26 protein-coding genes are annotated in these 26,324 nt (G+C 68.5%); 15 read left to right on the forward strand and 11 right to left on the reverse strand.

The annotated features are described in order from the left end of the window. Nucleotides 1-21: 21 nt before the first annotated feature. Both AU195_RS14020 and AU195_RS14025 read right to left on the reverse strand, forming a co-directional pair. Entirely contained in the window at nucleotides 22-1,344 is a 1,323-nt protein-coding gene (locus AU195_RS14020; RefSeq protein ID WP_286149243.1) for a lipopolysaccharide biosynthesis protein, read from the reverse strand. Next, nucleotides 1,341-2,219 carry a glycosyltransferase family 2 protein gene (locus AU195_RS14025; RefSeq protein WP_059159657.1) on the reverse strand — a complete coding sequence of 293 codons (879 nt, stop codon included), beginning with the start codon at nucleotides 2,217-2,219 and terminating at the stop codon, nucleotides 1,341-1,343. Before AU195_RS14025 ends, AU195_RS14020 begins: the two co-directional genes overlap by 4 nt. 182 nt (nucleotides 2,220-2,401) lie before the next feature. Here AU195_RS14025 and AU195_RS14030 point away from each other — a divergent pair, with 182 nt between their 5' ends. The 5 genes from AU195_RS14030 (at nucleotide 2,402) to AU195_RS14050 (ending at nucleotide 8,812) form a co-directional block, all read left to right on the forward strand. Beyond that, nucleotides 2,402-3,748, forward strand: coding sequence for a glycosyltransferase family 87 protein (locus AU195_RS14030; RefSeq protein WP_172800570.1), 1,347 nt, complete (start codon nucleotides 2,402-2,404; stop codon nucleotides 3,746-3,748). 9 nt (nucleotides 3,749-3,757) lie between these two features. Continuing rightward, nucleotides 3,758-4,579 (forward strand): biotin--[acetyl-CoA-carboxylase] ligase, encoded by an 822-nt coding sequence (locus AU195_RS14035; protein ID WP_059159659.1) that lies wholly within the window; start codon nucleotides 3,758-3,760, stop codon nucleotides 4,577-4,579. A 683-nt stretch (nucleotides 4,580-5,262) separates the two neighbouring features. Beyond that, nucleotides 5,263-6,060 (forward strand): glycosyltransferase, encoded by a 798-nt coding sequence (locus AU195_RS14040; RefSeq protein ID WP_059159660.1) that lies wholly within the window; start codon nucleotides 5,263-5,265, stop codon nucleotides 6,058-6,060. Next, nucleotides 6,061-7,398, forward strand: coding sequence for an FAD-dependent oxidoreductase (locus tag AU195_RS14045; protein WP_059159661.1), 1,338 nt, complete (start codon nucleotides 6,061-6,063; stop codon nucleotides 7,396-7,398). It begins immediately after the preceding gene. Continuing rightward, nucleotides 7,391-8,812 (forward strand): sugar transferase, encoded by a 1,422-nt coding sequence (locus AU195_RS14050; protein WP_059159662.1) that lies wholly within the window; start codon nucleotides 7,391-7,393, stop codon nucleotides 8,810-8,812. The genes AU195_RS14045 and AU195_RS14050 overlap by 8 nt, the downstream gene beginning before the upstream one ends. A gap of 10 nt (nucleotides 8,813-8,822) precedes the next feature. On the opposite strand, the gene AU195_RS14055 is transcribed toward AU195_RS14050, so the two are convergent. Genes AU195_RS14055 through AU195_RS14065 form a run of 3 tightly spaced genes read right to left on the reverse strand, consistent with a single transcriptional unit; the run spans nucleotide 8,823 to nucleotide 11,719 of the window. Continuing rightward, nucleotides 8,823-9,989 (reverse strand): acyl-CoA dehydrogenase, encoded by a 1,167-nt coding sequence (locus tag AU195_RS14055; protein ID WP_059159736.1) that lies wholly within the window; start codon nucleotides 9,987-9,989, stop codon nucleotides 8,823-8,825. Nucleotides 9,990-10,028: 39 nt separating this feature from the next. Continuing rightward, entirely contained in the window at nucleotides 10,029-10,580 is a 552-nt protein-coding gene (gene purE, locus AU195_RS14060) for a 5-(carboxyamino)imidazole ribonucleotide mutase (RefSeq protein WP_172800571.1), read from the reverse strand. Continuing rightward, nucleotides 10,538-11,719, reverse strand: a complete 1,182-nt coding sequence (locus AU195_RS14065; RefSeq protein WP_059159737.1) for a 5-(carboxyamino)imidazole ribonucleotide synthase — start codon at nucleotides 11,717-11,719, stop codon at nucleotides 10,538-10,540. The genes purE and AU195_RS14065 overlap by 43 nt, the downstream gene beginning before the upstream one ends. A gap of 141 nt (nucleotides 11,720-11,860) precedes the next feature. On the opposite strand from AU195_RS14065, the gene AU195_RS14070 reads away from it, so the two are divergent. Beyond that, nucleotides 11,861-12,532: a GtrA family protein gene (locus tag AU195_RS14070; protein WP_059159664.1), complete on the forward strand. Its 672-nt coding sequence runs from the start codon at nucleotides 11,861-11,863 to the stop codon at nucleotides 12,530-12,532. Here the strand turns inward: AU195_RS14070 and AU195_RS14075 are convergent. Beyond that, nucleotides 12,487-13,005, reverse strand: a complete 519-nt coding sequence (locus AU195_RS14075) for a PH domain-containing protein (RefSeq protein ID WP_059159665.1) — start codon at nucleotides 13,003-13,005, stop codon at nucleotides 12,487-12,489. The genes AU195_RS14070 and AU195_RS14075 overlap by 46 nt on opposite strands. Before the next feature lie 44 nt (nucleotides 13,006-13,049). After that, nucleotides 13,050-14,540 (reverse strand): sugar transferase, encoded by a 1,491-nt coding sequence (locus tag AU195_RS14080; protein ID WP_059159666.1) that lies wholly within the window; start codon nucleotides 14,538-14,540, stop codon nucleotides 13,050-13,052. A gap of 509 nt (nucleotides 14,541-15,049) precedes the next feature. Between AU195_RS14080 and AU195_RS14085 the strand changes: the two genes are divergently transcribed. From AU195_RS14085 to AU195_RS14110, 6 genes are all read left to right on the forward strand, one after another. Further along, nucleotides 15,050-16,687: an acyl-CoA carboxylase subunit beta gene (locus tag AU195_RS14085; protein WP_059159667.1), complete on the forward strand. Its 1,638-nt coding sequence runs from the start codon at nucleotides 15,050-15,052 to the stop codon at nucleotides 16,685-16,687. Between the two features lie 35 nt (nucleotides 16,688-16,722). Beyond that, nucleotides 16,723-17,001: an acyl-CoA carboxylase epsilon subunit gene (locus AU195_RS14090; RefSeq protein WP_059159668.1), complete on the forward strand. Its 279-nt coding sequence runs from the start codon at nucleotides 16,723-16,725 to the stop codon at nucleotides 16,999-17,001. Nucleotides 17,002-17,065: 64 nt separating this feature from the next. Beyond that, nucleotides 17,066-17,695: a Maf family protein gene (locus AU195_RS14095; protein WP_059159669.1), complete on the forward strand. Its 630-nt coding sequence runs from the start codon at nucleotides 17,066-17,068 to the stop codon at nucleotides 17,693-17,695. 42 nt (nucleotides 17,696-17,737) lie between these two features. Then, on the forward strand, nucleotides 17,738-18,634 hold the full coding sequence (locus tag AU195_RS14100; protein ID WP_059159670.1) for a sulfurtransferase: 897 nt from the start codon (nucleotides 17,738-17,740) through the stop codon (nucleotides 18,632-18,634). Beyond that, a complete protein-coding gene (locus AU195_RS14105) occupies nucleotides 18,631-19,047 on the forward strand; it encodes a SufE family protein (protein ID WP_059159671.1) in 417 nt (138 codons plus the stop codon). The genes AU195_RS14100 and AU195_RS14105 overlap by 4 nt, the downstream gene beginning before the upstream one ends. Before the next feature lie 147 nt (nucleotides 19,048-19,194). Beyond that, complete coding sequence (locus AU195_RS14110; protein ID WP_059159672.1) at nucleotides 19,195-21,003, forward strand: acetyl-CoA carboxylase biotin carboxylase subunit; 1,809 nt, start codon at nucleotides 19,195-19,197, stop codon at nucleotides 21,001-21,003. An 840-nt stretch (nucleotides 21,004-21,843) separates the two neighbouring features. Here AU195_RS14110 and AU195_RS14115 read toward each other — a convergent pair. Beyond that, entirely contained in the window at nucleotides 21,844-22,668 is an 825-nt protein-coding gene (locus tag AU195_RS14115) for an alpha/beta fold hydrolase (RefSeq protein WP_059159673.1), read from the reverse strand. 132 nt (nucleotides 22,669-22,800) lie between these two features. Between AU195_RS14115 and AU195_RS14120 the strand changes: the two genes are divergently transcribed. After that, nucleotides 22,801-23,124: a hypothetical protein gene (locus AU195_RS14120; protein ID WP_059159674.1), complete on the forward strand. Its 324-nt coding sequence runs from the start codon at nucleotides 22,801-22,803 to the stop codon at nucleotides 23,122-23,124. A gap of 199 nt (nucleotides 23,125-23,323) precedes the next feature. Continuing rightward, nucleotides 23,324-23,614 carry a PASTA domain-containing protein gene (locus AU195_RS14125; protein ID WP_286149246.1) on the forward strand — a complete coding sequence of 97 codons (291 nt, stop codon included), beginning with the start codon at nucleotides 23,324-23,326 and terminating at the stop codon, nucleotides 23,612-23,614. A gap of 38 nt (nucleotides 23,615-23,652) precedes the next feature. Here AU195_RS14125 and AU195_RS14130 read toward each other — a convergent pair whose 3' ends face one another. Next, on the reverse strand, nucleotides 23,653-24,201 hold the full coding sequence (locus tag AU195_RS14130) for a nucleotidyltransferase family protein (RefSeq protein ID WP_059159676.1): 549 nt from the start codon (nucleotides 24,199-24,201) through the stop codon (nucleotides 23,653-23,655). 230 nt (nucleotides 24,202-24,431) lie between these two features. On the opposite strand from AU195_RS14130, the gene AU195_RS14135 reads away from it, so the two are divergent. Then, nucleotides 24,432-24,884: an STAS domain-containing protein gene (locus tag AU195_RS14135; RefSeq protein ID WP_059159677.1), complete on the forward strand. Its 453-nt coding sequence runs from the start codon at nucleotides 24,432-24,434 to the stop codon at nucleotides 24,882-24,884. Here AU195_RS14135 and AU195_RS14140 read toward each other — a convergent pair. After that, on the reverse strand, nucleotides 24,855-25,646 hold the full coding sequence (locus tag AU195_RS14140) for an RNA polymerase sigma factor SigF (RefSeq protein WP_059097636.1): 792 nt from the start codon (nucleotides 25,644-25,646) through the stop codon (nucleotides 24,855-24,857). The two genes, AU195_RS14135 and AU195_RS14140, sit on opposite strands and share 30 nt — an antisense overlap. Next, nucleotides 25,643-26,077 (reverse strand): ATP-binding protein, encoded by a 435-nt coding sequence (locus AU195_RS14145; RefSeq protein WP_059159678.1) that lies wholly within the window; start codon nucleotides 26,075-26,077, stop codon nucleotides 25,643-25,645. The genes AU195_RS14140 and AU195_RS14145 overlap by 4 nt, the downstream gene beginning before the upstream one ends. Nucleotides 26,078-26,324 lie beyond the last annotated feature (247 nt).

Here is a 26,324-nt window from a genome sequence, read left to right on the forward strand (position 1 = left end):
GTCGTGAGCGTTCGTATGTCGTCATGGCGAATGTCGAATACTTTGCCATGCTGGGCCGATACGCCATCCCGCCCGCGGGCCGGCGCCGACCGCCCGGCGGGCGGACCACCACTGCGTCACGGCCACCGCGGTCGTCGCCGCCCCGGAAGCCGCCGCCAGCCACACCGGTCCGCCGGCCACACCGGCCGTGACGGCGACCGGAACCGACGCCGCCAGGACGAGCAGCGCCGTCCGGGCGGCCTCGGCGATGTGGCCGCTGATGATCAAGAGCGTGATGTTCACGCCGAACGCGGTCTTGGCGATACCGCCGGCGGCCATGATCACCAGCAGGACGGCGGCCCCGCGCATCGTGGGCCCGTAGGCGACGTCGAGCAGTGGCGCGCCGACCACCGCCAGCACGCCGACCGCGGCAACGGTCACCGCTGTGCTGAGCGTGGCGACCGCCGACAACACGCGCACCACCTGATCGCGTTCTCCGGCGGCCCACAGGCCCGCGGCCGCCGGCGTCACCGCCAGCGCGGCCAGGCTCTCGACGACGGTCACCTGCAGCGCCAGTGTCGCCGCTGCGGAGTACAGCGCAGCAGTCTGTGGCGCGAAGACGACGTTGGCCAACCAGACGGTGCCCGGTAGACACAGGAACGCCGCGAGGTCGAGCGTGAAGAGCCTCGCCCCCGCGGACAGCGCCTGCCGTATCGTCGCCGCGCTTCCTGCGACCCGCACGGCGATGTCGCGGCGGGCGGACACCAGCGCCACGGCCAGTTGCAGGCACGACACGACGGTGTAGGTGACCATCACCTCCAGCAGCGTCGGGTCGGACACCGTGAGCGCGATCGCGCCGACCACCGGCAGCACGAGCATGCTCCGGATGTGGTGGGTGGTGGCCACCGACGCACCGACGCGGCCGGTGGCGGCGAAGATGTCGCTGAGTGTCAGGCGCAGCGACTCCGCGACGATCCCGGCGGTCGTGAGGAACACCACGGGCAGGTAGTGCTCTGAACCACGCAGCGCCCAGGTGGCCAACACCGCGATCACCGGCGCACTGATCACCGACAGCGCGCCGGTGGCGCTCAGGTGCGACGACGCGATCGCGCGTCGTCCGAGTCGGCTGGGTTCGGCTGCGACCAGCCGAATGACATTGGGACCGAGACCCAATCGGCCGACCAGCGGTCCTATCGACAGCGCGACCAGGATGGCGAAGAAGACCGCCGCGTCCCTTGCGTCGAGGGTGCGGTAGACGACGATGGTCAGCAGAAGTGTCGAGAGCAGACCCGCCCCGGCGGCGGCGGTCCGCCACCCGAAACTGCGGCGCATCTCCGACGTGGCGGCACCGACGGCGACGGTCACCCTCCGACGCCCAACCACCCGGCGACCTGACCGCGGACGAAGGCCAGGTCCGCGCGAGCGTGCAGCGTCTGCCCCCGGGCGGCACGCACACCGGCGCCGGCGATCTTGCGCGCGGAGTAGTAGGCCAGGGCACTGACCGGCAGCGAGTGACGTCGCCACAGATACCCCTGTCCGACACCGTATTTCGCCATCTTGTCGACGAACGCGGCAGTGATCTGGTCGCGGTCGTCGTCCTGGAGGACCCGGATCTCCGGACGGTATTCGACCGTGTGCCCGGACGCGATCAACCGCAGCAACAGATCGGATTCCTCACCGGCGCCCCGTCGGCCGGGCGATCCGACACCGACTCCCTCGTCGAACGGAGTGGGCGAGGGCAGGGCGTCGCGACGCAGGAAGATCGTCGAACTGACCGAAGTCCGTATGAAGTTGCGCCGCGTCACCGTCGTGGGTTCCGGCAGCCATCGCAGCATCGACGGCACACCTGCCTCCGTCACCTGCATGCCGGTGACACCGCTGAGATCCGTTCGCACTGCGAACTTTTCGATGACCGACCGGAAGGTGCCCGGGGGGTACCAGCAGTTGTCGTCCGGGTAGGCGACGATCGGTGCCCGCGCGAGGGGTGTGCCGGCGTTGCGACCGGTCGACACGCCTAGGCCGCTCGTGGTCACCCGGTGCGGCCCCGGCAGCCCGAAGCCGTCGACGAGGGCCGCGCAGGACTGGTCCGGGCTCTGATCGACGAGAATGAACTCCACGCGCTCGGCGAGCTCGGCGGCCGCCACCGACGTGAGCAGCCGGCGCAGAGCGTCCGGCCGTCCGATGGTGGAGCAGACCAGCGAGATGAGCGGTCCACCGCCGGTTCGGGACTCTTCGGCCATTCGAGCAAAATATCATTGGTAAGCTGCTCTGCGCCGCGAGGTGTTCCTCACGCAGTTCACGGACCGCATCGCCGATTGGAGCTTTTGCCGTCAGGCACGAGAGCGAACAGCGCGCGGCGGAGCCGCTCATGTTGAACGAGGCACCGTCACCCGCCGGCGCCCGATGTGCGAAGGACCCGATAGTGCCCAACGTGCTTCGTCGCCCGCCACCGGGCACCCTCACGGCGGTCGTCGGCATCGCCTTGGCCACCGCGTTGAGCATGTTCTACGCGGCGAAATTGTGGACCGAACGCATCACCGCGACCACCCTCGCGCCGTGCCGGACGCCGGGGTGCCTCGACGGGACCCTGGTGGACTTCCGCGACACGGTGTGGTTGCCCACCCGATGGTTCCTCACCGGTCACGACCCGTACGACACCGCGCTGTACTCGGCGCAATTCCCCTACGCGCAGGACTATCCGACGTACGCGCCGGCCCACCTGGCGCTCTGGTCACCGTTCGGTGGTCTGCCCTGGGACGTCGCGGCCGCCGCCGACGTCCTCGTCAACGTCGCCGTCGTCGCCGCGGTGGGCGCCTGGGCCGGTATCCGTGTGAGGCGCTTGTGGTCAGCGCCCGTCGCCCCGAGCCGGACCGAACTCCTGGGCGCCGGATCGCTCGGGGTCGCCCTGGTCTGGCTCGCCCGCACCGCCGCCGACGGAGCGAGTCACGGCCAACCGTCGGTGGTCTATGCGCTGCTGGCCGCGCCGGCGTTGCTGACCCGACGGCCCTGGGTGGCGGCGCAGCTCGCCGCCGTCACCTGCCTCAAGCCCCAGATCGGCGTGTTCGTCATCGTCATCCTGCTCGCCCAGCGAAGATGGCGCGTCGCCGCTGTCGCGGTGTCGCTGGCCGGGGGTGTGTCGGTGGCCACGGCCTTGTTCCTCGCCCGCGGCGGCGGCTTCGGCGCGTGGGTGCAGACGCTGCTCGGTAACGCGAGCTCGGCCGAAGCGGTTCGCACCGTCGACTACCTCGGCGAACGTGTCGACCTGGTGGGGGCGCTGCTGGACGCGGGCGTGCCCGTTCCGGGCTGGACGTCGTTCGTCGTCCTGCTGGCGGGGCTGGCGGGCGCCTATCTGCTCGCAGGCCGGCTGCACCGCCGGATGCTGCCCCACACCGCGGTGCTCGTCGGATTGAGCATCGGCCTGATTGCCTTCTACCACATCAGTTACGACGCGATGTGGTTGCTCGCGCCGGTGGCGCTGGCGGCCACGGAGATGCTGCGGACCGGCGGGCGGCGGGCCGCCGCCCTGGCCGCACCCGGGCTCGCGGCTCTGGCGCTGGCCTGCTGGGCATCTCGATGGCACCGCCTCGAGCTGTCGTTCGGGGATGGTTCGACGATCTGGATCATGCGGGCACTCGTCGTCGTGGGCATCGCACTCCTCGTCGCCGCCACGTGGCGGTTCCCCCATCGCCCGCCCGCGGACCGGCCCCCGGACGACAACGCTTCGGCGGGGCCGCTGTCGCCGCGCAAGCAGGCGGCCCCCCTCGGCTAGGCTCCCGCCATGGACATCGAGTCCGCTCGACCGCCGCTCGACGTCGGCCTGCTACGGGCCTCCCTCGGCCCAGGCTGGCGGACGGTGGATGTCGTCGACGAGACGGGCTCGACCAACGCCGACCTCCTCGCGGGCGCGGCAGCCGGGGAGGACGTCGCCGGCCGCGTGCTGCTCACGGAGTACCAGAGCGCCGGGCGCGGCAGGCACGGTCGCCAGTGGACCGCTCCCCCGCGGTCACAGGTGGCGATGTCGGTCGCGGTGGATGCCGACGGTGTCCCGCCCGACGCCTGGGGGTGGCTGCCGCTGCTGACGGGCGTGGCGGTCCGCGACGCCGTCGCGGAGGTGTCCGGCCTCGACGCCGGCCTCAAGTGGCCCAACGACGTACTCGTCGGCGAGGGCAAGTTAGCCGGCATCCTGGCCGAAGTCGCCGCCCCGCAGCAGGTGGTGATCGTGGGTATCGGACTCAATGTCACGTTGAGCGCCACCGAGGCGCCCGATCCGCGCGCCACGTCGCTGGCCATGCTCGGCGCCCGGAATCACGACCGCAATGCGCTCGCCGCGGCAATACTGCGCAACCTCGGCGATCGGATCGCCCAGTGGCGCCGCGCCGGAGGCGCCGACGAGACCATCGCCGCCGACTACCGCAGGCACAGCCTGACCCTGGGCCGCCGGGTGACCGCCACTCTGCCGGGTGATCGACGCCTGGAAGGAACGGCCCGCGACATCGACGATCTCGGCAGGCTGACGCTTGCCGTCGGCGGCGAGTCGGTCACCGTCGCCGCCGGGGACATCACCCACCTGCGTCCGAGCCCCGGCACCCACGACGGCTGACCTTCCCGCATCACCGCACCGATTTGCTGAAATCGTACCTCGGCGTCACGTTTCCGACGCACGCCTGATGTCACTCCCTTGAGGTTGTAAACTCCCAGCTCTCCGGCCGGTTTCCCTCGCACAATCGGCCGACGCCGGTCCAGCACTCTCGTAAATCGATGCTGAGGCTAGATTCCTCGGCCGCGTGTCATCGAAAGTCGCCTGCGCCACCAGGCCGGAAATTGACGCGTCCGTGTGATTTCGGCAATTCGTCATCGGGCCGATCTCGTCAATAAACTGCACTTCACTGCGTTTTATGGCCAGGAAAGCGCCTCACACGCAAAGAACTTGCCAGGTGATTCTGTGACATGAGTCTCACCGCTGTGCGATGACGCTTCGGTTGGTGTACTTATTAGCTGTATTCGCGCGAGCGAACACAACTATGCGAGCACCAACACGGTCGGTACCCACGGTTGCCCTCCGGCACGGGCGGCCGCCGCCTGCGCCGACGGACGGCCTCGGCACCGGCGACGGAGCTCTCTGCTGACAGCGCTGATCATTGCCACGGCCGGTGCACGTCAGCCGAGCGGCCCGGCGACACCGAGTCTGCGAGGACGCCCCGAACCACCCGCGCGCACGCGCCCGACACGAACCCCACCCGCATCGTCACGTCCGCGCGTGGCGCCGAACACCGAAGGATTCCCATGACAGACACGCTCGTTCGCGACCACGTCGACACCGCGGTCCGACTCGGGCAGGTGCACATCGTGTTGCCGGCCTACAACGAAGAGGGGTCTCTGCGCCCGCTCCTCGAGCGCATCGACCGGCTGGCGGCGTCTCAGCCGCTCACCGTCTGGGTCATCGACGACGGCTCTGCCGACGGCACCGCGGCGGTCGCCGCGAGCGGTCCGGCAGGTCTCGACGTCAAGGTGGTGACCCACGAGGTGAACCTCGGCCTGGGACAGGCCATTCAGACCGGCCTGCGGTCGGTCCTCGCGGTCGCCGCCGACGACGACGTGCTGGTCGTGATGGACGCCGACGACACCCACGACCCCACGCTCGTCGGCGCGCTGGTGCGCGAGATCGACAACGGCGCCGACATCGCGATCTGCTCACGGTTCACCGACGGGGGTGACGACACCACGGCCCCGCCCCTGCGGCGTCTGATGTCGCGGGGGGCCGCTCACATGTTCCGCGCGGTCGCCAAGGTCGACGGAGTCCGCGACTTCACCAGTGGCTACCGCGCGTACCGGGTCTCGCTGCTGCGCCGCGCCACCGGCCACTGGGGTGAGCGGCTCGTCGTCGAGCAGGGTTTCGCCTGCATGGTCGAACTGCTGCTCAAGCTGCGGCACTGCAATCCGCGGATCGCCGAGGTGCCCCTGGTCCTGCAGTACGACCGCAAGCAGGGCGCGAGCAAGTTGAAGCTGGCACGCACGCTCAAGCAGTACTTCAAACTGCTCGTGCGCGAGTCCTTCACCCCCGCGCCCTACCGGCAGGTCTAGATGTCCACAGCGGTCGAGCCGAGACCCGTGGTGGTCATCGGCGGCGGGATATCGGGTCTGACGGCCGCCTACCGGCTGACCCGCGCGTCGGTACCGGTCCACCTCGTCGAAAGTGCCGGCCGGCTCGGCGGATTGGGTATGGGCGGCGAGATCGGCGGTGTCGAGATCGAACGCTTCTACCACTGTGTGATGCCGACCGACGAACATCTGCTGCCCCTGCTCGAGGAACTCGGGCTCGCCGGCGACATCCGGTGGCAGCAGACGACGATGGGCATGAACGTCGACGGTCACCGCTTCGACTTCAACAGCGCCGTGGACCTGCTGCGCTTCACCCCGCTGCGGTTCACCCACCGGATCCGGTTCGGAGCGGTCTCGCTGCTGCTGCGCCGCCTCGGCCGCGGAAAGGACCTCGACAACACCAGAACCGAGGACTGGCTCCGCAGCGTGTACGGGCCCACGGTGTGGAAGCGTCTGCTCAAACCGCTGTTCGGCGCGAAGTTCGGCGACGCCTTCGGCGAGGTGCCTGCCCGGTACCTGTATCAGCGCCTCGGCCGGGAGAGCAACGTCGCCACCCGCGGATATCCGACGGGGACGTACCGCGCGATCGTCGACCGGTTGCGGGCGGCCATCAAATCGGGCGGTGGGCGCATTCATCTGGGCGTGGGGGTGCAAAGCGTCGCGGCCGACGAAGACGGTGCGACCGTCCGTCTGGCCACCGGCGAGGATATCGTCGCGCAGTCGGTCGTGTCGACGGTGCCGATTCCGCTGCTGCGTTCGCTGGCCGCCGAGCCGCTCCGGTCGGCGCTGCCGCAGATCCGGCTCGACTACCAAGGTGTGGTCAACGCGGTATTCCTGCTCGACCGGCCGCTCGACGGTCACTACTGGGCGCCGGTCATCAACTGCGGCACCGACTTCGACGGAGTGGTGGAGATGTCGGCGCTCACCGGCACCGAGCGCCACGACGGACGGTCGCTGGTGTACGTGATGCACTACTGCGGGCGGGATTCGGCGTTGTTCGCCGAATCGGACACCGAGATCGCGCGCCGCTGGACCGCTCAGCTGCGCGCGCTCTACCCCGACCGATTGGCCGATGCGGCGGCCGTCGAGGAGGTGCGCGTGTTCAAAGCGCCGTTCGTGGAACCGATTCCGACCCTGGGGTACCACGAACGGATGCCGGCGAGCCGGGTCGGTGGCACGAACGTGTTTCTGGCCACCACGGCGCAGATCTATCCCGACGTCACGAGCTGGAACTCGTCGGTGGGACTGGCCGACCGCGTGGTGCATGAGGTGATCGACACCCGTGAGTCGGCCCCGCGCCGGACGGTGGCCAATGCTTGACAGCAGCGCCAAGGTGCAGGCCGCCGAGATCCTCAGTGTGTCCGGCGGAACCGCATTCGCGGTCGCGGTCAGCTCCGATGTGGCCGTACACCAGGAGACCTGGGTGCGCGTCACCTTCGGGGTCGGCATGGTGGCGGCGTGGGCGGTGCTGCTGGCCGCGCAGAGATCGAGTGACCCGAAGATCTTGGGCCGCGGGTTCGAGGAGTTCAAACGCGTCCTGGTGGCCACCGGCAAGCTCCTCGGACTCGTCGCCGTGGTTCTGCTGGTCACCGGCAGCCCGCTGCCTCGCCAGACCCTGCTGATCGCGATCGCCACCGGACTCGGCGGATGTGTGGCGGCGCATCTGCTGAGCACCGTGGTGCTGGTGCGGCAGCGCACCCGGCCGCACGGACAACGCACCCGCCTGCTGCTGGTCGGCACCCGCGCCGAGGCGGACCGTGTCGCGGCGGCGGTCGCCAGCGATGCGCGAGCCGGCTACGAGGTGGTCGCGTTCCACGCGCTGGGCGTGCGGACCTCCCAATTGGTCGGCGCCGCAGGCGGATCCGTATGTGCGGACGGAGTCGACGAGCCTGCGGTCGACACTGCCGAGATCACGGACCTGGCCCGGGTGCGTCGAGCGCAATCGGTGGTCATCACCTCAGCCGACCGATTGAGCGACGAGTGCCTGCGTGACCTGCGCTGGGCGCTGCACCCCTACGGTATCGACCTGATGGTGGTGCCGGGGGTGGCCGCGATCGCCCAGCCGAAGTTGAGTCTGGAACGCTTGAACGGACTTTCGCTGCTGCGGGTGGACGAGCCGGGCTACTCGTCGTTGTCCGCGCTGGGCAAGGCGCTGTTCGACCGGGTCCTGGCCTTCGTCCTCCTCGTGCTCGCCGCACCGCTGTTCGTCGTCGTCGCCGCGCTGATCAAACTGGAGGACGGCGGTCCGGTGTTCTACCGGCCCGCCCGCGTCGGCAGGCACGGAGAACCCTTCCGGATGTGGAAGTTCCGCTCGATGCACCCCGACGCCGACGCCCGCCTGGCCGAGGTGCGCGCACTGTCCGGCAAGTCCGACGACGCGTTCTACAAGTGGGCCCGCGACCCGCGGGTCACCCGGGTCGGTGGATGGCTCCGCCGCACCAGCCTCGACGAGCTGCCCCAACTCGTCAACGTCATCGTCGGCGAGATGAGCCTGATCGGGCCCCGGCCGATGGTCGACGGCGAAGGCGCCGAATTCCCCGGGTTCGTCCAGCGCCGGCTCCTGGTGAAACCGGGGATGACCGGCCTGTGGCAGGTGTCCGGTCGTTCGGACATCAGCGAACAGGACCGGGTCCGCCTCGACCTGTACTACGTGGAGAACTGGTCGATGGATCAGGACCTGCGGATCCTGGCCAGGACGGCGCTGACCGTCGCCCGCGGCCAGGGCGCCTATTGAGCCGGCCGCGTCAGCGCAGCAGCGCGCGCGACATCACCACGCGCTGAATCTGATTCGTCCCCTCGTAGATCTGGGTGATCTTGGCGTCGCGCATCATCCGCTCGACCGGGAAATCGATCGTGTAGCCGGCGCCGCCGAACAGTTGCACCGCGTCGGTGGTGACCTCCATCGCCACGTCGGAGGCGAAGCACTTCGACGCCGCGGAGATGAAGCCGAGATTGCCCTCACCACGTTCGGCGCGCGCCGCGGCCGAGTACACCATCAGCCGGGCGGCCTCCACCTTCATGGCCATGTCGGCGAGCATGAACTGCACACCCTGGAAGTCGCTGATCGACGTGCCGAACTGCTTGCGGTCCTTGGTGTAGGCGATCGCCGCGTCCACCGCGCCCTGGGCGATGCCGACGGCCTGCGCACCGATGGTCGGGCGGGTGTGGTCGAGCGTCGCCAGCGCGGTCTTGAAGCCGGTGCCCGGCTCGCCGACGATCCGGTCACCCGGGATGCGGCAGTTCTCGAAGTACAACTCGGTGGTCGGCGAACCCTTGATGCCGAGCTTGCGCTCCTTCGGTCCGACGGTGAAACCCTCGTCGTCGATGTGCACCATGAACGCCGAGATGCCGTGGGCGCCCTTGTCGGGATCGGTCACCGCCATCACGGTGTACCAGGATGACTTGCCGCCGTTGGTGATCCAGGCCTTGGCGCCGTTGAGGATCCAGTCGTCGCCGTCGGCCTTGGCCCGGGTGCGCATCGAGGCCGCATCGCTGCCTGCCTCCCGCTCGGAGAGCGCGTAGGACGCCAGCTGCCCGTTCACGAGGTCCGGCAGCACCTTGTTCTTGAGCTCATCGGAGCCGCGCAGGATCAGGCCCATGGTGCCGAGCTTGTTGACCGCGGGGATCAGCGACGCCGACGCGTCGACACGCGCGACCTCTTCGATGACGATGCAGGCCGCTACGGAATCGGCGCCCTGTCCGCCGTACTCCTCGGGCACGTGTACGGCGTTGAATCCCGAGGCGTTGAGGGCGTCGAGAGCCTCTTGCGGGAACCGCATCTGCTCGTCGACATCCGCCGCGTACGGGGCGATCTCCTTCTCGGCGAGTGCGCGGATCGCCGCGCGCAACTCCTGGTGCTCCTCGGGCAATCCGAACACGTCGAAGGACGGGTTTCCGGTCCAACCAGCCATCGTGGCCTCCTTGCTACTCACCGGTAACTTTACCTGCGGTCAGTCCGCACCGAGTAGCCGGTTCCGCAGGGCTTCATCCTTCTCGAGCACCATCTGTTCGAGGTCCGCCTGGAACCGGACCATGCGGGCGCGCAGCGCGGGGTCGGCCGATGCGAGGATCCGCACGGCCAGCAGACCGGCGTTGCGCGCGCCGCCGATCGACACCGTCGCCACCGGGACACCGGCAGGCATCTGCACGATGGACAGCAGCGAGTCCAATCCGTCGAGGCGGGCCAGCGGCACCGGCACGCCGATCACCGGCAATGGCGTGGCCGCGGCCACCATGCCCGGCAGGTGAGCCGCGCCGCCGGCCCCGGCGATGACGACCTCGATGCCGCGGTCGGCGGCGGTGCGCGCGTAGTCGAGCATGCGACCGGGGGTGCGGTGCGCGGACACCACACCGACCTCGAAGGCCACCTCGAACTCGGCGAGGGCCTCGGCGGCGTCGGCCATCACCGACCAGTCGCTGTCGCTGCCCATGATGACCCCGACACGTGGGGCGGGTGCGTTCACCTCGAGAGTCCTTCCCTGACCTCGCCGTGCGGATCCCATCCGTCGGTCCACTCCGCGTGGGACAACCAGTGCGCCGCCCGCTCGGCCCGCTCACGCAGCATCCCCGGATCGTCCCCGGTGAGGTTGACGTGGCCGATCTTGCGGCCGGGGCGCTCCCCCTTGCCGTACAGGTGCACCTTGGCGTCCGGCATGCGGGCGAACAGGTGGTGCACGCGTTCGTCCATCGCCATCGCCGGAATCTGCGGCGCGCCGAGCACGTTGGCCATCACGGTGGCCGGGGCGAGTAACGCGGTGTCCCCGAGCGGATAGTCCAGCACCGCGCGGATGTGTTGTTCGAACTGGCCGGTGACCGCGCCGTCCATGCTCCAGTGCCCGGAGTTGTGCGGGCGCATCGCGAGTTCGTTGACCAGCAACCGGCCGTCGGCCGTCTCGAACAGTTCGACGGCGAGGACCCCGACCACGCCGAGTTCGGCGGCCAGCTTCAGCGCCAGTTGTTGGGCGCTCGAACCCAGTTCGTCGGACAGCTCCGGCGCCGGCGCCAGCACCACCACGCAGATGCCGTCGCGCTGCACGGTCTCGACCACCGGCCAGGCCGCGCCCTGGCCGAACGGCGACCGGGCCACCAGGGCCGCGAGTTCGCGGCGCATCTCCACGCGTTCCTCGGCCAGGATCGGCACGCCGTCGGCGAGGTAGCGGGCGGCGACATCGCGGGCCTCGTCGGCATCGGCGGTCAGCACCACGCCGCGACCGTCGTATCCGCCGCGGACCGTCTTGAGCACCACGGGTCCGCCGACCTCGGCGGAGAAGGCGACGACGTCGTCGACGGTGTCGACGGTGGTGTAGCGCGGAATCGGCGCTCCCATCGCCTCGAGACGCCTGCGCATCACCAGCTTGTCCTGGGCGTGCACCAGCGCCGTGGGCGGCGGCGCCACGTTCACCCCCTCGGCCACCAACGCCTCGAGGGCCTCGGTGGGGACGTGTTCGTGGTCGAAGGTCAGCACCGTCGCGCCGGCGGCCGCGCGCCGCAGCGCGTCGAGATCGGTGTGTGATCCGATCACCACGTCAGGGGTCACCTGGGCGGCCGGTTCCTGCGGACCGGTGGCGAGCACGCGCAGGCTCTGGCCCAGCGCGATCGCCGCCTGGTGGGTCATCCGGGCGAGTTGACCCCCGCCGATCATGGCCACCACTGGTGGCGAAGAGGTAGTACTCGGCACGCCGCCTATCGTGTCATGGCCGACGTGCCCACATTGACCAGGAGCGAAGCGGCGATACGACTGCGATACGACAGGGGGCCCCTGTCTTCCGTAGACTTCTTCCTTGTGTCTTTCGCCGATGCGACGATCAAGCGGCTGCCGCGGCCCATCCGGCCGTACGCCGAGCAGCATCATGAGCTGATCAAGTTCGCGATCGTCGGCGCGACCACGTTCGTCATCGACTCGGTCATCTTCTTCACCCTCAAGCTGACGATCCTCGAGCCCAAGCCGGTGACGGCGAAGATCATCGCCGGGATCGTCGCCGTGATCGCCTCATACATCCTCAATCGCGAGTGGAGCTTCCGCGATCGCGGTGGACGTGAGCGACATCACGAGGCGCTGTTGTTCTTCGGGTTCAGCGGTGTCGGCGTGCTGCTGAGCATGCTCCCGCTGTACTTCTCGAGCTACGTGTTGGGCCTGCGCGTGCCCGAGGTGTCGCTGACCATCGAGAACATCGCCGACTTCGTCTCCGCCTACATCCTGGGCAATCTCTTGCAGATGGCGTTCCGGTTCTGGGCCTTCCGGCGCTGGGTGTTCCCGGACGAGTTCGGCCGCAACCCGGACAAGGCGCTGGAGTCCACGTTCACCAGCGGCGGCATCGCCGAGGCGATGGAGGATGTCGCCGAACACGCCAGCCGGACCGAGGGCACCGTCACCCCCTTGCGACGGTCCCGCAGGCGCACCCGGCCCGATCAGCTCGGTGACTCGTCGGACCCCAGGGTGTCGAAGACTTCGTGATACAGCAGTGAGTGCACGTGTTCCACGCGAGGAATGTCGTGGAACTCGAGCGGGTCCTGCGCCGCTGACTCGATGACGAGCGTGCCGGTGCGCAGGATCCGGTCGAGCAGGCCGTGCCGGAACTCGACGCTGTTGATCCGCGCAAGCGGGATGTCGATACCGGCCCGGGTGACCAGGCCGTGCCGGAACATCACCCGCCGGTCGGTGATGACGAAATGTGTGGTCCACCAGTTGAGGAACGGCCACAACGACAGCCAACCGACGAGCACCAGCCAGATCCCGCCGATGACGAGGAAGATGACGTTCTTGGCGGAGGCGTCCCACGCGAGTGTGTTGACGTAACCGGCCACGAAGGCGGCGGCCGCGCTGGTGAACAGCAGCACCAGCACCGCGCCGATCAACCGTTTCCAGTGCGGATGCCGGTGCAGGACCACCTGCTCGTCCCTGGCCAGCACGTTGTCCGGATAACCCACGGCAGCACTGTACTCAGGCGCGCGGGCGCGGCGGCGGTTTCGGCTCAGTAGGCGCCGGAATGGCGCAGCATCGCCTTGACGGTCTTGAACGCGATCTGCAGGTCCGAGATCATCGACCAGTTCTCGACGTAGAAGAGATCGAGCCGGACGGAGTCCTCCCACGACAGGTCCGAACGTCCGCTGACCTGCCACAGACCGGTGATCCCCGGCCGGACCAGCAGCCGGCGCTTGACGTGGTCGTCGTAGGTCTTGACCTCGCTGGCCAGTGGCGGTCGCGGGCCGACCACACTCATGTCGCGCTTGAGCACGTTGATGAACTGCGGCAGCTCGTCGATGCTGTACTTGCGCAGCAACCGGCCGAGCGGGGTGACCCGGGGGTCCTCGCGGATCTTGAACAGGACTCCGCCGTCGCTCTCGTTCAGCGCGGCCAGCTGGGGCAGCATCGTGTCGGCGCCCTGGACCATGGTGCGGAATTTGATCATCTCGAACGGCCGGCCGTCGAGGCCGATGCGCTCGGAGCGGTAGAAGACCGGGCCCCGGCTGGTCAGTTTGACCGCGATAGCGACCGCGATCAGAACCGGCGCACCGAGCAGCAGGACGGCGCCGGCGAAGACCATGTCGAACAGCCGCTTCTGAAAACGCTTCGCGCCGTTGTACTGCGGCTTCTCCACGTGGATCAGCGGAAGCCCGGCCACCGGCCGCATGGTCAGACGGGGACCGGCGACGTCGACGACCCCGGGGGCGACGAGCAGGTCGATGTCGAGCTTCTCCAGCTCCCAGGACAGGTTGCGCATCCCGCGGCCGTCGAGCCGTTCGGTGGCGGTCACGGCGACGGCGTGGCTCTTGGTGGCGGTGACGGCGCCGACGACGTTCGTCTCGTCACCGAATGTCGGGATGGAGCCGACGCCGGGCACCTCGAGCTCGGATTTGGCGAACCCGCTGGGGACGCATGCGCCGACGACCAGGTACTCCGACTTCGTCTCGCGGGCAAGCGATTTGGTGAGGTCGCGAATGACGTGCGGGTTGCCGACCACGAGCAGCCGGGTGATGCACCGACCGTACTTCTCCCGCACCGAGGCGACGACGCGGCGGGCGATCCACCGGAAGAGGATCAGCGCCACCAGGCCGACCGGCAGCGCGATCATCAGGTAGCCGCGGGCGATGTTGAGCTTGAACAGCATCGAGACGATCGCCACACCGCCGAAGACCGCGAGGGTGGCCAGCCACACCCGCCGGTACTCCTCGGCGCCCGAACCGATCACCCGGGGGGAACGGGCCCGGTTGATCGACATCGCCAGCATCCACGCGACGGCGATGATGACCGACAGGATCGAGTACGCGAAGTTCGGGTAGGTGTTGGTCTCGCCGGGCAGGCTCCCGAAACGAAGCCACTGAGCGGCGCCGACAGCGAGGGCGACGGCAGTGAAATCCAGCACGACCAGACGGCGGGCGTAGCCACGCTGCCAGAGCGGCACCCGCCCCGGCTCGGCTACCACCTTTGCTGTCAGATCAAGATCGTCATTCACCGCGGTCATGCGGTCCCCCCCGATGTTCAATTGCTCCCGCCCGACTTTAACCGACCTCACACGATCATCTCAAGATGATCACGGAACCGCTCGGCAGTCGACCGATGAATTTGTAAATTCATGTTTCCGTTTTGGCCTACGGCTCGCGGCAGCGCCGTGACGAGCCCAAAAGACGCCTCCACGCTGCGCCATTTCCGACCGTCGACCCGCCTAGGTTGACTTACGTTGCCGTCAATGGCACAATTCGACGCGCCCGTCAACGGTCCGTTCGCTAAATCTGCGCGCCATGTATTTCCCGTACCCGCGAGCGTTTACGAATATTCATTCAAGTAACGGCCGATTCTGCGACTTCTCCGGTTTTGGCGTTGCCCGCCCACTGTGCTCCACCACCCCCCGATCGGTTTGCTGGCCCCCGGCGGCCCTCCGGCCGGCCGCGAGAACGCAGCGACACCCGGGCAGATCCGTTTTCTAAGGGGATCGTGAAAGTGCCGCGGACAGGTCGCATAGCATCAACCCTCATGACGAGCGTGACTGATCCTTCCGCGCCCTCCGGCGCCCATGAGATCGACATTCACACCACCGCCGGCAAGCTGGCCGACCTGCGCAAGCGCACGGAAGAGGCCCAGCATCCGGTCGGTGAGGCCGCCGTCGAGAAGGTGCACGCCAAGGGCAAGCTGACCGCACGCGAGCGCATCCTGGCGCTGCTCGACGAGGATTCGTTCGTCGAACTCGACGCGCTGGCCAAGCACCGCAGCACCAACTTCGGCCTACAGGCCAACCGCCCGTCGGGCGACGGCGTGGTGACCGGTTACGGCACGATCGACGGTCGCGAGGTCTGCATCTTCAGCCAGGACGCCACGGTGTTCGGCGGCAGCCTCGGTGAGGTCTACGGCGAGAAGATCGTCAAGGTGCAGGAACTGGCCATCAAGACCGGCCGTCCGCTCATCGGCATCAACGACGGCGCCGGTGCGCGCATCCAGGAGGGCGTCGTCTCGCTCGGCCTGTACAGCCGCATCTTCCACAACAACATCAAGGCCTCGGGCGTCATCCCGCAGATCTCGCTGATCATGGGCGCCGCCGCGGGCGGCCACGTCTACTCCCCCGCGCTCACCGATTTCGTGATCATGGTCGACAAGACCAGCCAGATGTTCATCACCGGTCCCGACGTCATCAAGACCGTCACCGGCGAAGAAGTGACCATGGAGGAACTCGGCGGCGGCCACACCCACATGGCGAAGTCCGGGCTGGCGCACTACGTCGCCTCCGGCGAGCAGGACGCGTTCGACTACGTCCGGGACCTGCTGAGCTACCTGCCCCCGAACAACTACGCCGATCCGCCGCGCTACCCCTCGCCCGCGCCGGCCGGCCCGATCGAGGAGACCCTCACCGACGAGGACCTCGAGCTGGACACGCTGATCCCGGACTCGCCGAACCAGCCGTACGACATGCACGAGGTCATCACGCGCATCCTCGACGACGACGAGTTCCTGGAGATCCAGGAGGGCTACGCGAGCAACATCGTCGTCGGCTTCGGGCGCATCGACGGCCGCCCGGTGGGCATCGTCGCCAACCAGCCGACCCAGTTCGCCGGCTGCCTGGACATCAACGCCTCCGAGAAGGCCGCGCGGTTCGTGCGGACCTGCGACTGCTTCAACATCCCGATCGTCATGCTCGTCGACGTCCCGGGCTTTTTGCCCGGCACCGAGCAGGAGTACAACGGCATCATCCGCCGCGGGGCGAAGCTGCTGTACGCCTACGGCGAGGCCACGGTCGCCAAGATCACCGTCATCACCCGCAAGGCCTACGGCGGCGCGTACTGCGTCATGGGCTCCAAGGACATGGGCTGTGACGTCAACGTCGCGTGGCCGACCGCGCAGATCGCGGTCATGGGCGCCTCGGGTGCAGTCGGCTTCGTCTACCGCCAGCAGCTCAAGGAAGCGGCCAAAGAGGGGCAGGACGTCGACGCCCTGCGCCTGCAGCTGCAGCAGGAGTACGAGGACACCCTGGTCAACCCGTACATCGCGGCCGAGCGCGGATACGTCGACGCGGTGATCCCGCCGTCGCACACCCGCGGTTACATCGGCACCGCGCTGCGGCTGCTCGAGCGCAAGGTCACCCAGACGCCACCCAAGAAGCACGGCAATATTCCCCTCTAGATCTCAGCTGCAGTCGCGCCAGAGGAGCAACCCACATGTCGCAGGACACCGACATCACCGAGGTCAGCGATCACCGCCAGCTGACCATCGACCTACCCCCCGCCGCCGATCCCCACATTCACATCCTCAAGGGGAAGCCGTCCGACGAGGAGATCGCCGCGCTGGCCGCCGTGCTCGCCGGCGCCGGTGGCGGGCACGCCGAACCGGGCCCGCAGGAGTTCAACCCGTGGGGTCATCCGGTGGACAAGTTGCGCTACGACGTGACGAGCTGGCAGCGGGTGACGCTGCTGGAGCGCACCCACATGCGGCGCTGATGAGCGCTTGCGCGAAGAACACGGGCGCTGATGAGCGCTTGCGCGAAGAACATGCGGCGCTGATTTGACGCGAGTCGTCCTCGGATCGGCCTCCACGGGCCGGCTGAAGGTGCTGCGCCAGGCCGGTATCGACCCGCTCGTCGTGGTCTCCGGGGTCGACGAGGACGCGATCGTCGCGGCCCTGGGCGCGGCGGCCCCGGCCGGCCAGGTGGTGTGCGCGCTGGCCGCGGCCAAGGCCGCCAGCGTCGTGGACGCCCTGTCTGCCGATGTCGCGGAAGACTGTGTGGTCCTCGGGTGCGACTCGATGCTGATGCTGGACGGACGCCTGACGGGCAAACCCGGCACGGCGGCCGCCGCGCGGGCACAGTGGCAGCTGATGGCCGGGCGCAGCGGCGAGCTCTACACCGGCCACTGCGTCGTCCGGGTCCGCGACGGTGTCGCCGAGCGACGCGAACACGAGGCGTCCGCCACCACCGTCCGGTTCGGCACCCCGTCTCCCGCGGATCTGGACGCGTACCTCGACAGTGGCGAACCGCTCGGCGTCGCAGGCGCTTTCACGCTCGACGGACTCGGCGGCTGGTTCCTCGACGGCGTCGACGGCGACCCGTCGAACGTGATCGGGCTGAGCCTTCCGCTCGTGCGCCGCATGCTGGAGCGCATCGACCTGTCGGTCGCGCAGTTGTGGACGCACTGACCACGGCCGCAGCGCAACCCGGTCGGCGGTAGGCTCGATTCCGTGCCGCTGCCACCTGATCCCAGCCCCAAGCTCGCCGACTACGCCCACCCGGAACGGCTGGTCACCGCCGACTGGCTGGCCAGCAACCTCGGGCGCCCGGGCCTGGCCATCGTGGAGTCCGACGAGGACGTCCTGCTCTACGACACCGGTCACATCCCCGGTGCGGTGAAGGTCGACTGGCATGTGGATCTCAACGATCCGAACGTCCGCGACTACATCGACGGCGAGCAGTTCGCCGCGCTGATGGACCGCAAGGGCATCAGCCGCGACGACACCGTGGTCATCTACGGGGACAAGAGCAACTGGTGGGCGGCCTACGCGCTGTGGGTGTTCACGTTGTTCGGGCATCCCGACGTTCGACTGCTCGACGGCGGTCGGGACCTGTGGATCTCCGACGGTCGCGACACGACCCTCGACGTGCCGTCCAAGCAGACGAGCGGGTACCCAGTAGTCGAACGTGACGACGCCCCGATCCGCGCCTACCGCGCCGACGTGCTGGCGATCCTGGGTGAGCAGCCGCTGATCGACGTCCGCTCACCCGCCGAGTACACCGGCGAGCGCACCCACATGCCCGACTACCCGGAAGAGGGTGCGCTGCGTGGCGGGCACATCCCGACCGCCCGGTCGATCCCGTGGAGCAAGGCCGCCCGCGACAACGGCCAGTTCCGCCCGCGCGCCGAACTGGAGGAGCTCTACGGCTTCCTGACCCCCGACGACGAGACCGTCGTCTACTGCCGCATCGGGGAACGCTCGAGCCACACCTGGTTCGTGCTCACCCACCTCCTCGGCCTGCCCGGGGTGCGCAATTACGACGGCTCGTGGACCGAATGGGGCAACGCGGTGCGCGTGCCCGTGGCGGTCGGCCCCGATCCGGGCGAGGCCCCCGCGTCGTCATGACGATGCCCGCTCCGCTCGCCGAGGTCGTCTCCGAGTTCCAGGAAGTGCAGGGGCAGGACAAGCTCCGGCTGCTGCTGGAGTTCGCCGACGACCTGCCCACGCTGCCCTCCGAACTCGAAGAGGCGGCGATGGAACCGGTGCCCGAATGCCAGTCGCCGCTCTTCCTGCACGTCGACGCCGCCGACCGCGACCGCGTCCGGCTGTACTTCAGCGCGCCGGCGGAGGCGCCGACCACGCGGGGTTTCGCGGCCATCCTGGCGACCGGGCTCGACGAGCAGCCGGCCGACGACATCCTCGGCGTGCCCGACGACTTCTACAGCGAACTCGGCCTGGCGGCGCTGATCAGCCCGCTGCGGTTGCGGGGGATGTCGGCGATGCTGACGCGGATCAAACGCCGGCTGCGGGACGGCTGAGCATCCCGAACGGCGGCGACGCGCAACTTACTTGCGAGTAACCGATACCGGTTACCGACCGCCACAGGGCTGGCGCTTAAACTCCCCCATTAGTTTCTCAAGACGTTCTTAAGTGAGTGCCCGAAAGGCATATCAGCAGGAGGCGAAGTGGCCAGTCACGCCAGCTCGAAGATCTCCAAGGTGCTTGTCGCCAACCGAGGAGAGATTGCCGTCCGGGTCATCCGGGCGGCGAAGGACGCCGGGCTGCAGAGTGTGGCCGTCTACGCCGAACCCGATGCCGACGCACCGCACGTCCGGCTCGCGGACGAGGCCTTCGCGCTGGGCGGACAGACCTCGGCCGAGTCGTACCTCGTGTTCGAGAAGCTGCTCGACGCAGCCGAGAAGTCGGGCGCGAACGCGATCCACCCGGGTTATGGCTTCCTCAGCGAGAACGCCGACTTCGCGCAGGCCGTCATCGACGCCGGGCTCATCTGGATCGGGCCGAGCCCGCAGTCGATCCGCGACCTCGGTGACAAGGTGACCGCCCGCCACATCGCCGCACGCGCGAAGGCGCCCCTGGTCCCCGGCACGCCGGATCCGGTCAAGGACGCCGACGAGGTCGTGGCGTTCGCCGAGGAGTACGGCGTCCCGGTCGCGATCAAGGCCGCCTTCGGCGGCGGCGGTCGCGGGATGAAGGTGGCGCGTTCCATCCAGGAGATCCCTGAGCTGTTCGATTCGGCCACCCGCGAGGCCGTGGCCGCGTTCGGTCGCGGTGAGTGCTTCGTCGAGCGCTACCTCGACAAGCCGCGCCACGTCGAGGCGCAGGTGATCGCCGACCAGCACGGCAACGTCGTCGTGGCGGGCACCCGCGACTGCTCGCTGCAGCGCCGCTTCCAGAAGCTCGTCGAGGAGGCGCCCGCACCCTTCCTGACCGACGCGCAGCGCAAGGAGATCCACGAGTCCGCCAAGCGCATCTGCAAGGAGGCCGGCTACTACGGTGCGGGCACCGTCGAGTACCTGGTGGGTCAGGACGGCCTGATCTCGTTCCTCGAGGTCAACACGCGCCTGCAGGTCGAGCACCCGGTCACCGAGGAGACCTCCGGCATCGACCTGGTCCGTCAGCAGTTCCGGATCGCCAACAGCGAGGCCCTCGACATCACCGAGGACCCGACCCCGCGTGGACACTCGATCGAGTTCCGCATCAACGGCGAGGACGCCGGGCGCGGCTTCCTGCCCGCCCCCGGCCCGGTGACCAAGTTCGAGCCGCCCACCGGCCCCGGTGTCCGGCTGGACTCCGGTGTGGAGTCCGGATCGGTGATCGGCGGTCAGTTCGACTCGATGCTGGCCAAGCTGATCGTCACCGGCGCCACCCGCGAGGAGGCCCTGGAGCGCTCGCGGCGCGCGTTGGCAGAGTTCAACGTCGAAGGACTGGCCACGGTCATCCCGTTCCACCGCGCGGTCGTCAGCGATCCCGCGTTCATCGGTGACGAGAACGGCTTCACCGTGCACACCCGGTGGATCGAAACCGAGTGGGACAACACCATCGAACCGTTCACCGGTGGAGACCCGATCGACGAAGAGGACACCGCACCGCGGCAGACCGTGGTCGTGGAGGTCGGCGGCCGGCGCCTCGAGGTGTCGCTGCCGGGCGATCTGGTCCTCGGCAACGGCGGCGGTGCGGCCCCCGCCGGCGTGGTCCGCAAGAAGCCGAAGCCACGTAAGCGCGGCGCCCACGGCGGCGCGGCCACGTCCGGTGACTCGGTGACGGCGCCGATGCAGGGCACCGTCGTCAAGGTCGCCGTCGAAGAGGGTCAGCAGGTGTCCGCCGGCGACCTGGTCGTCGTCCTCGAGGCGATGAAGATGGAGAATCCGGTCACCGCCCACAAGGACGGCACCATCACCGGACTCGCGGTCGAGGCGGGTGCCGCCGTCACGCAGGGGACCGTGCTGGCCGAGATCAAGAGCGACAGCGAGTAACCCTTTCCGCTCACCCCCGGCGCAGTCGTCCGGCCCAGGCCGAACGACTGCGCCGGGTCTTTTTGTGCCGCCGAGAACCCCTGCGGTGGGCTCGCCGACACGGCCCGTGATGCACCGTGCCGTCGGCCGCCAGACACCACTTGGACTACTGGATTTTGCTGCGTCCACGGCCATCTCGAGGTGGGATCCGCCCCCCGAGCGCACTCTTCACCGAATTGATGACCCCATATTTCGCAATGTGCTCTTTACACGGGCAAAGGTAAGACGGACTACAAATCTAACCCCGCCCGCTGGTACCGGAAATCGTTGCCAGCGCTCCCGCCGTGCGCGGTGACGCGGTGCCACCGCGCCGACAGCACGGCACTTCGACACCTCTTCGGCAACCTCCAGTTAGAGCAGCGAAGCACGTAGAGTGCGCCTTAATGCCGGTGGACGAGGATCGCGGCGAACTCCCCGTGCGCCTCCGCGGGGAGCGAAGCACTCCACTCCGCATCGACGGGCCGGGGGATCGATCTTTTGCCGACTCGACCCGTTCCCCGCTCGTAAACGTTGCCTCAGCGAATAACGACAGCGCGTGGAAAAATTTGCTTCAGCGTCATTCGCACGCACTAAGTTAACAATGGATCTTCCCAATTGCCTCTTAGGTTGCACTCAGGTACAGTTTGCTACATGCCTGAGGCCAGGCAGGGACATGGTCATTGACGGCGGTACTCCGTCGTCAGGCACCAGGTGACGAGGCGGGAAAGGGACAATTCGCCTCACCATCCGAGGGGGAGCGGTCCCGCTTCTCCGGCGAGAGCCGGAGAAGCGGGGCGCCGCCACGCACCACGCCTCAGCGGCTCAGGCCCGGATGAACTCCAGGAGATCGGCGTTGATCGTCTCGGCGTGCGTGGTGGGCATTCCGTGCGGGAACCCGGCGTAGGTCTTGAGCGTGCCGTTCTGCAACAGCTTCGCCGACAGCGGCCCGGAGTCCTCGTAGGGGACGATCTGGTCGTCATCGCCGTGCATCACCAGGACCGGGATGCCGATCTTGGCGAGGTCGTCGGTGAAATCGGTCTGCGAGAACGCGACGATCCCGTCGTAGTGGGCCTTGGCGCCGCCCATCATCCCCTGACGCCACCAGTTCTGGATGAGGGCTTCCGAGGGCTCCACACCCGGTCGGTTGAACCCGTAGAACGGTCCCGACGGCAGCGCCCGGTAGAACTCCGAGCGGTTGGCGGCCAACTGCGCCTGCAGATCGTCGAACACGGACTTGGGCAGGCCACCCGGATTGCTCTCGGTCTGCACCATCAGAGGCGGGACCGCACTGATCAGCGCGGCCTTGGCCGCCCTGCTCTCGCCGTGTCGTGCCAGGTAGTGGGCGACCTCTCCCCCGCCGGTGGAGTGGCCGACGTGGACGGCGTCGTGCAGGTCGAGATGTTCGACGACGGCCGCGAGATCGTCGGCGTAGTGGTCCATGTCGTGGCCGTCGGCCGTCTGGGTGGAGCGGCCGTGGCCCCGGCGGTCGTGGGCGATCACGCGGTAGCCCTGGCCGAGGAAGAACAGCATCTGGGTGTCCCAGTCGTCAGCGGACAGCGGCCAGCCGTGGCTGAACACGATCGGCTGGCCCGAACCCCAGTCCTTGTAGAAGATCTCGACGCCGTCGGCAGTGGTGATGGTGGGCATTGCACTTCTCCTCGTTCTCCGGGACGGCAGGCCGCCGCGCGCATCGGCAGCAACGCCGCCGAGGGGAACTTAGTTCCTGACGGCCTGACGCGCTCGCTACAGTGCACGCGGGGCGTCCCGGAAGGCGAGGATGTGGAACCGGTCGAGATCAACGCGGGTGCGTGGTATCTACGGGCGCTGCGCGCCGATGCCTTGATGGACGACCGCCCGGCACTGGCCGAACTCGGTGAGACCGATCCCGATCACGTCCACGTAGCCGCCGCCGAGTGGTCGGCCGACAGCCGCTACCGGTGGGCGGTGTGTGAGCCCACGACTGGTGAACTGCTGGCCGAGGTGGCGCTCCGTCCGGCCACCGGGGAGGTCTCCTCCCGGGCCCGCACAGGGCACGAGGCGGCCGCCGGCGCCGCGGCCGAGGCCGTCCGCCGGTTCGCCAGCGCACTCCATCTCGGGGATTGACGCCCTGACCCGGCCTGAATGACGCTACCCCGTTGTTTGCTGGCTGGATCGGTGCGCACGCGAACCCCGGTTTGGTAACGGTTTGATAGCTTTCGGATGGCGGCGCCCGAGCAACCATCAGCTCGGTTATCGTGAACCCCGACCGAGGGAGTGTTCACGTATGAAACGTCAGATCGGCGCTGTTGCCGGTGTTGTGTCGATGGCCGCCGCTGCTGCGATCACCCTGGCCGCCCCGTCCGCGGCGGCGCCGCCGTGGGCGATGCCCGACGTCCGGGGGATGAACCTGCAGCAGGCGACCGACACCATCAAAGGCGTTACCGACGAGAAGGATCTGATGGTCAACTCGATCAACCTCACCGGCGCTCCCCAGAAACAGATCAACCTCACCAACTGGATCGTGTGCTCACAGTCACCGCGTGCCGGTGGATCGATCGGGGCGAAGACCAGCATCGTGGTCGGCGTCCGGCGGCCCAACTCCAGCTGCAGCTAGACCGGCGGCCGGCCGCGGCCAGCAAACACCGCCGAGCCTCACGCCTCGTCGATGTCGGCGCCGGTGGCGAGGTCGCCGCACTCGACGGCGACCACGTCATCACGTTGCCGGAGGAACCACCGGGCACCGTCGTCACCGGCGAGGGAGGCGAGCAGCGCCGGCCAGTGCCGCCGCGCCACCACCACCGGGTGACCGGGGCTCCCGTGATAGACGGCCCTCGCGACACCCCCCGGGGCGGTGCGTGCCGCATCGATCACCCGGCACACCACGTCCGCCCCCACGTCGGGGGTGTCCACGGTGTGCAGAACGACGGCGTCGGCCGCGGTGCCGACCGCGGCGATGCCGGCCCGGACCGATGCGCTCAGGCCCTCGACCCAATCCGGGGCGACGATCGGCCGTGCCGGCGGCGGCACGCCCACGATCGCCGCACCCAGCACCACGACCACGTCGGAGCAGCCGCCCCGGGCCAGCGCGTCGACCGCCCGACGCAGCCACTCCCCTTCCTCCGCAAGGACTTTCGGCTTCCCGTACCGGGTGCCGGCCCCGGCCGCGAGCAGCACGCCGGTGGCCGACCAGGACTGGGACATACGAACAGTCTCCCCACGACGATGAAGCGTTGATTAAGAAATGCCCGACATTCGGTCTAAGGCGCGACTACCGGCGTACTGTTCGGAGCAGGTTGAGTTCACAGCCGGCTACAAACGTCATCGACGTAGGAGCGGGGCCGGACTCGGCTCTGGCACCCAAGGTTTTGAGACAGCAGGGCCGATTTCCCTGACGTGAGCCACAGTACGAATTCTTGACTGATGGAGTCACAATGTCCTCTTCGACGTCCTCTTCGATCACCCAGACGGAATCGCCTCCCGAGCCCGCGATCCGCCACACCGCCACCTGCCATACCGCCGGCTTCGAGGCCGCGGCCCTGCCGCCGTCCACCGCGGTCGTGACGGCCCGCGGGGAACTCGACGCCGCCAACGCCCAGCTCTTCGCCGACTTCGCGCTGCAGCATGCCGCCGACGCATTGATACTCGACCTCTCCGAAGTCGAATTCTTCGGCACCGCAGGCTTTTCCGCGCTGCACACGCTCAACGTCCGCTGCGCGGAAGCGGACATCACGTGGGTCCTGGTGCCCAGCGCCGCGGTGAGCCGGCTGCTACGGATCTGCGATCCGGACGCCACGCTGCCGTGTGCGGAGACCGTCGAGGCGGCACGCACCGCCCTCCAGGATCGGACGCGTCCGCTACTGCAACTGGTCGCGGAGCCGAGTTAGCGACTTGGCCAGCAGCCTGGACACGTGCATCTGCGATATGCCGACCCGTTCGGCGATCTGCGTCTGGGTGAGGTTCTCGAAGAAGCGCAGCAGCAGCACCATGCGCTCGCGCTCGGGTAACGCCGCCAGCAGGGGTCGCAACGCCTCGCGGTTCTCGATCTGGTCGAGCCCGAGGTCCACGTCGCCGAGGGTGTCGGCGATCGCGGGCGCATCCTCGTTCCCGCTGTTGCCGCCGCTGTCGATCGACAGGGTGTTGTAGGAGCTGCCGGCGACCAGGCCCTCGACCACCTCGTCGCGGTCCATGCCCAGTTCCTCGGCGAGCTCGCTGGCCGTCGGCGCGCGGCCCAGCCGCTGGGACAGCTCGGCGGTGGCCGAACCCAACCGCAGGTGCAATTCCTTGAGCCGGCGGGGCACCTTGACCGACCAGCTGTTGTCCCGGAAGTGCCGCCGAACCTCGCCCATGATGGTGGGCACCGCGAACGACACGAAATCCGACCCGGCGTCCACGTCGAAGCGGATCACCGCGTTGACCAACCCGACCCGGGCGACCTGGACGAGGTCGTCGCGCGGTTCACCGCGACCGTCGAAGCGTCGGGCGATGTGATCTGCCAGCGGCAGACAGCGTTCGACGATCCGGTCCCGCTGACGCTGGAACTGCGGTGTGTCCGGGGTGATCCCCTGTAGCTCCCGGAACATGGCGGCCACGTCCGAGTACTCAGAGTTCTGTCGTGGCGACGAACCCTGTGCCGACGATGGCGTCACCGCAGCGAACTCGCTCGTCTCGTCGTCATCGAGATGCCGAATACCTGTCCGTCGCCGAGGGCGTGGCCGTCGGAGAAGGTCCGCACCTCGTCGGTCAGCGAACTCAGCACATGCCAGCTGAAGCTCCCCGGCGCCAGGATGTCGGTGTTCTGACAGGTCGTCGACGCGTCGACGACGACCTCGGAATCGTTGGGGTGCACCACGACGACGAGAGTGGACTTCGGCACCGCCGACCGGATCAGCCGGGTGCAGGCTTCGTCGACCGCGAGCCGCAGGTCGGAGACCGCGTCGAAGTCGAGGTCTTCGAACGTGCCCACGGCGGCGACAAGGGTGCGCAGCACCGCAAGATTCTCCAGCGTCGCCGCAACACGCAGCTCCACCGAACGGTCGGCATTGGCCTGCCCGTTGCGCTGGTTGTCGACCTCGGCCATCTGACCTCCCGGCAATATCGAAGCGAGACTACCCCAGCCGTTTCGCCGGCTAGCCATCGGCGTTGGGGGAAGTCGCAGGTACGTACGTGTGACTCCGCATTTCACCGGGTAATACCCGGTCGTGAAGCCGAATGACAGCGCCGTCGCGACGACGGTGTCCCTGATGCTCGCACCGACGATGCCGTGACGGCTGCAGTTGCGACTGTCGCGGGGACCGCATCCTCGCGCGCGCCGGCCTCGTGCTCAC

The sequence above is a fragment of the Mycobacterium sp. IS-1496 genome, from assembly GCF_001499995.1.
GTDB lineage: Bacteria > Actinomycetota > Actinomycetes > Mycobacteriales > Mycobacteriaceae > Mycobacterium.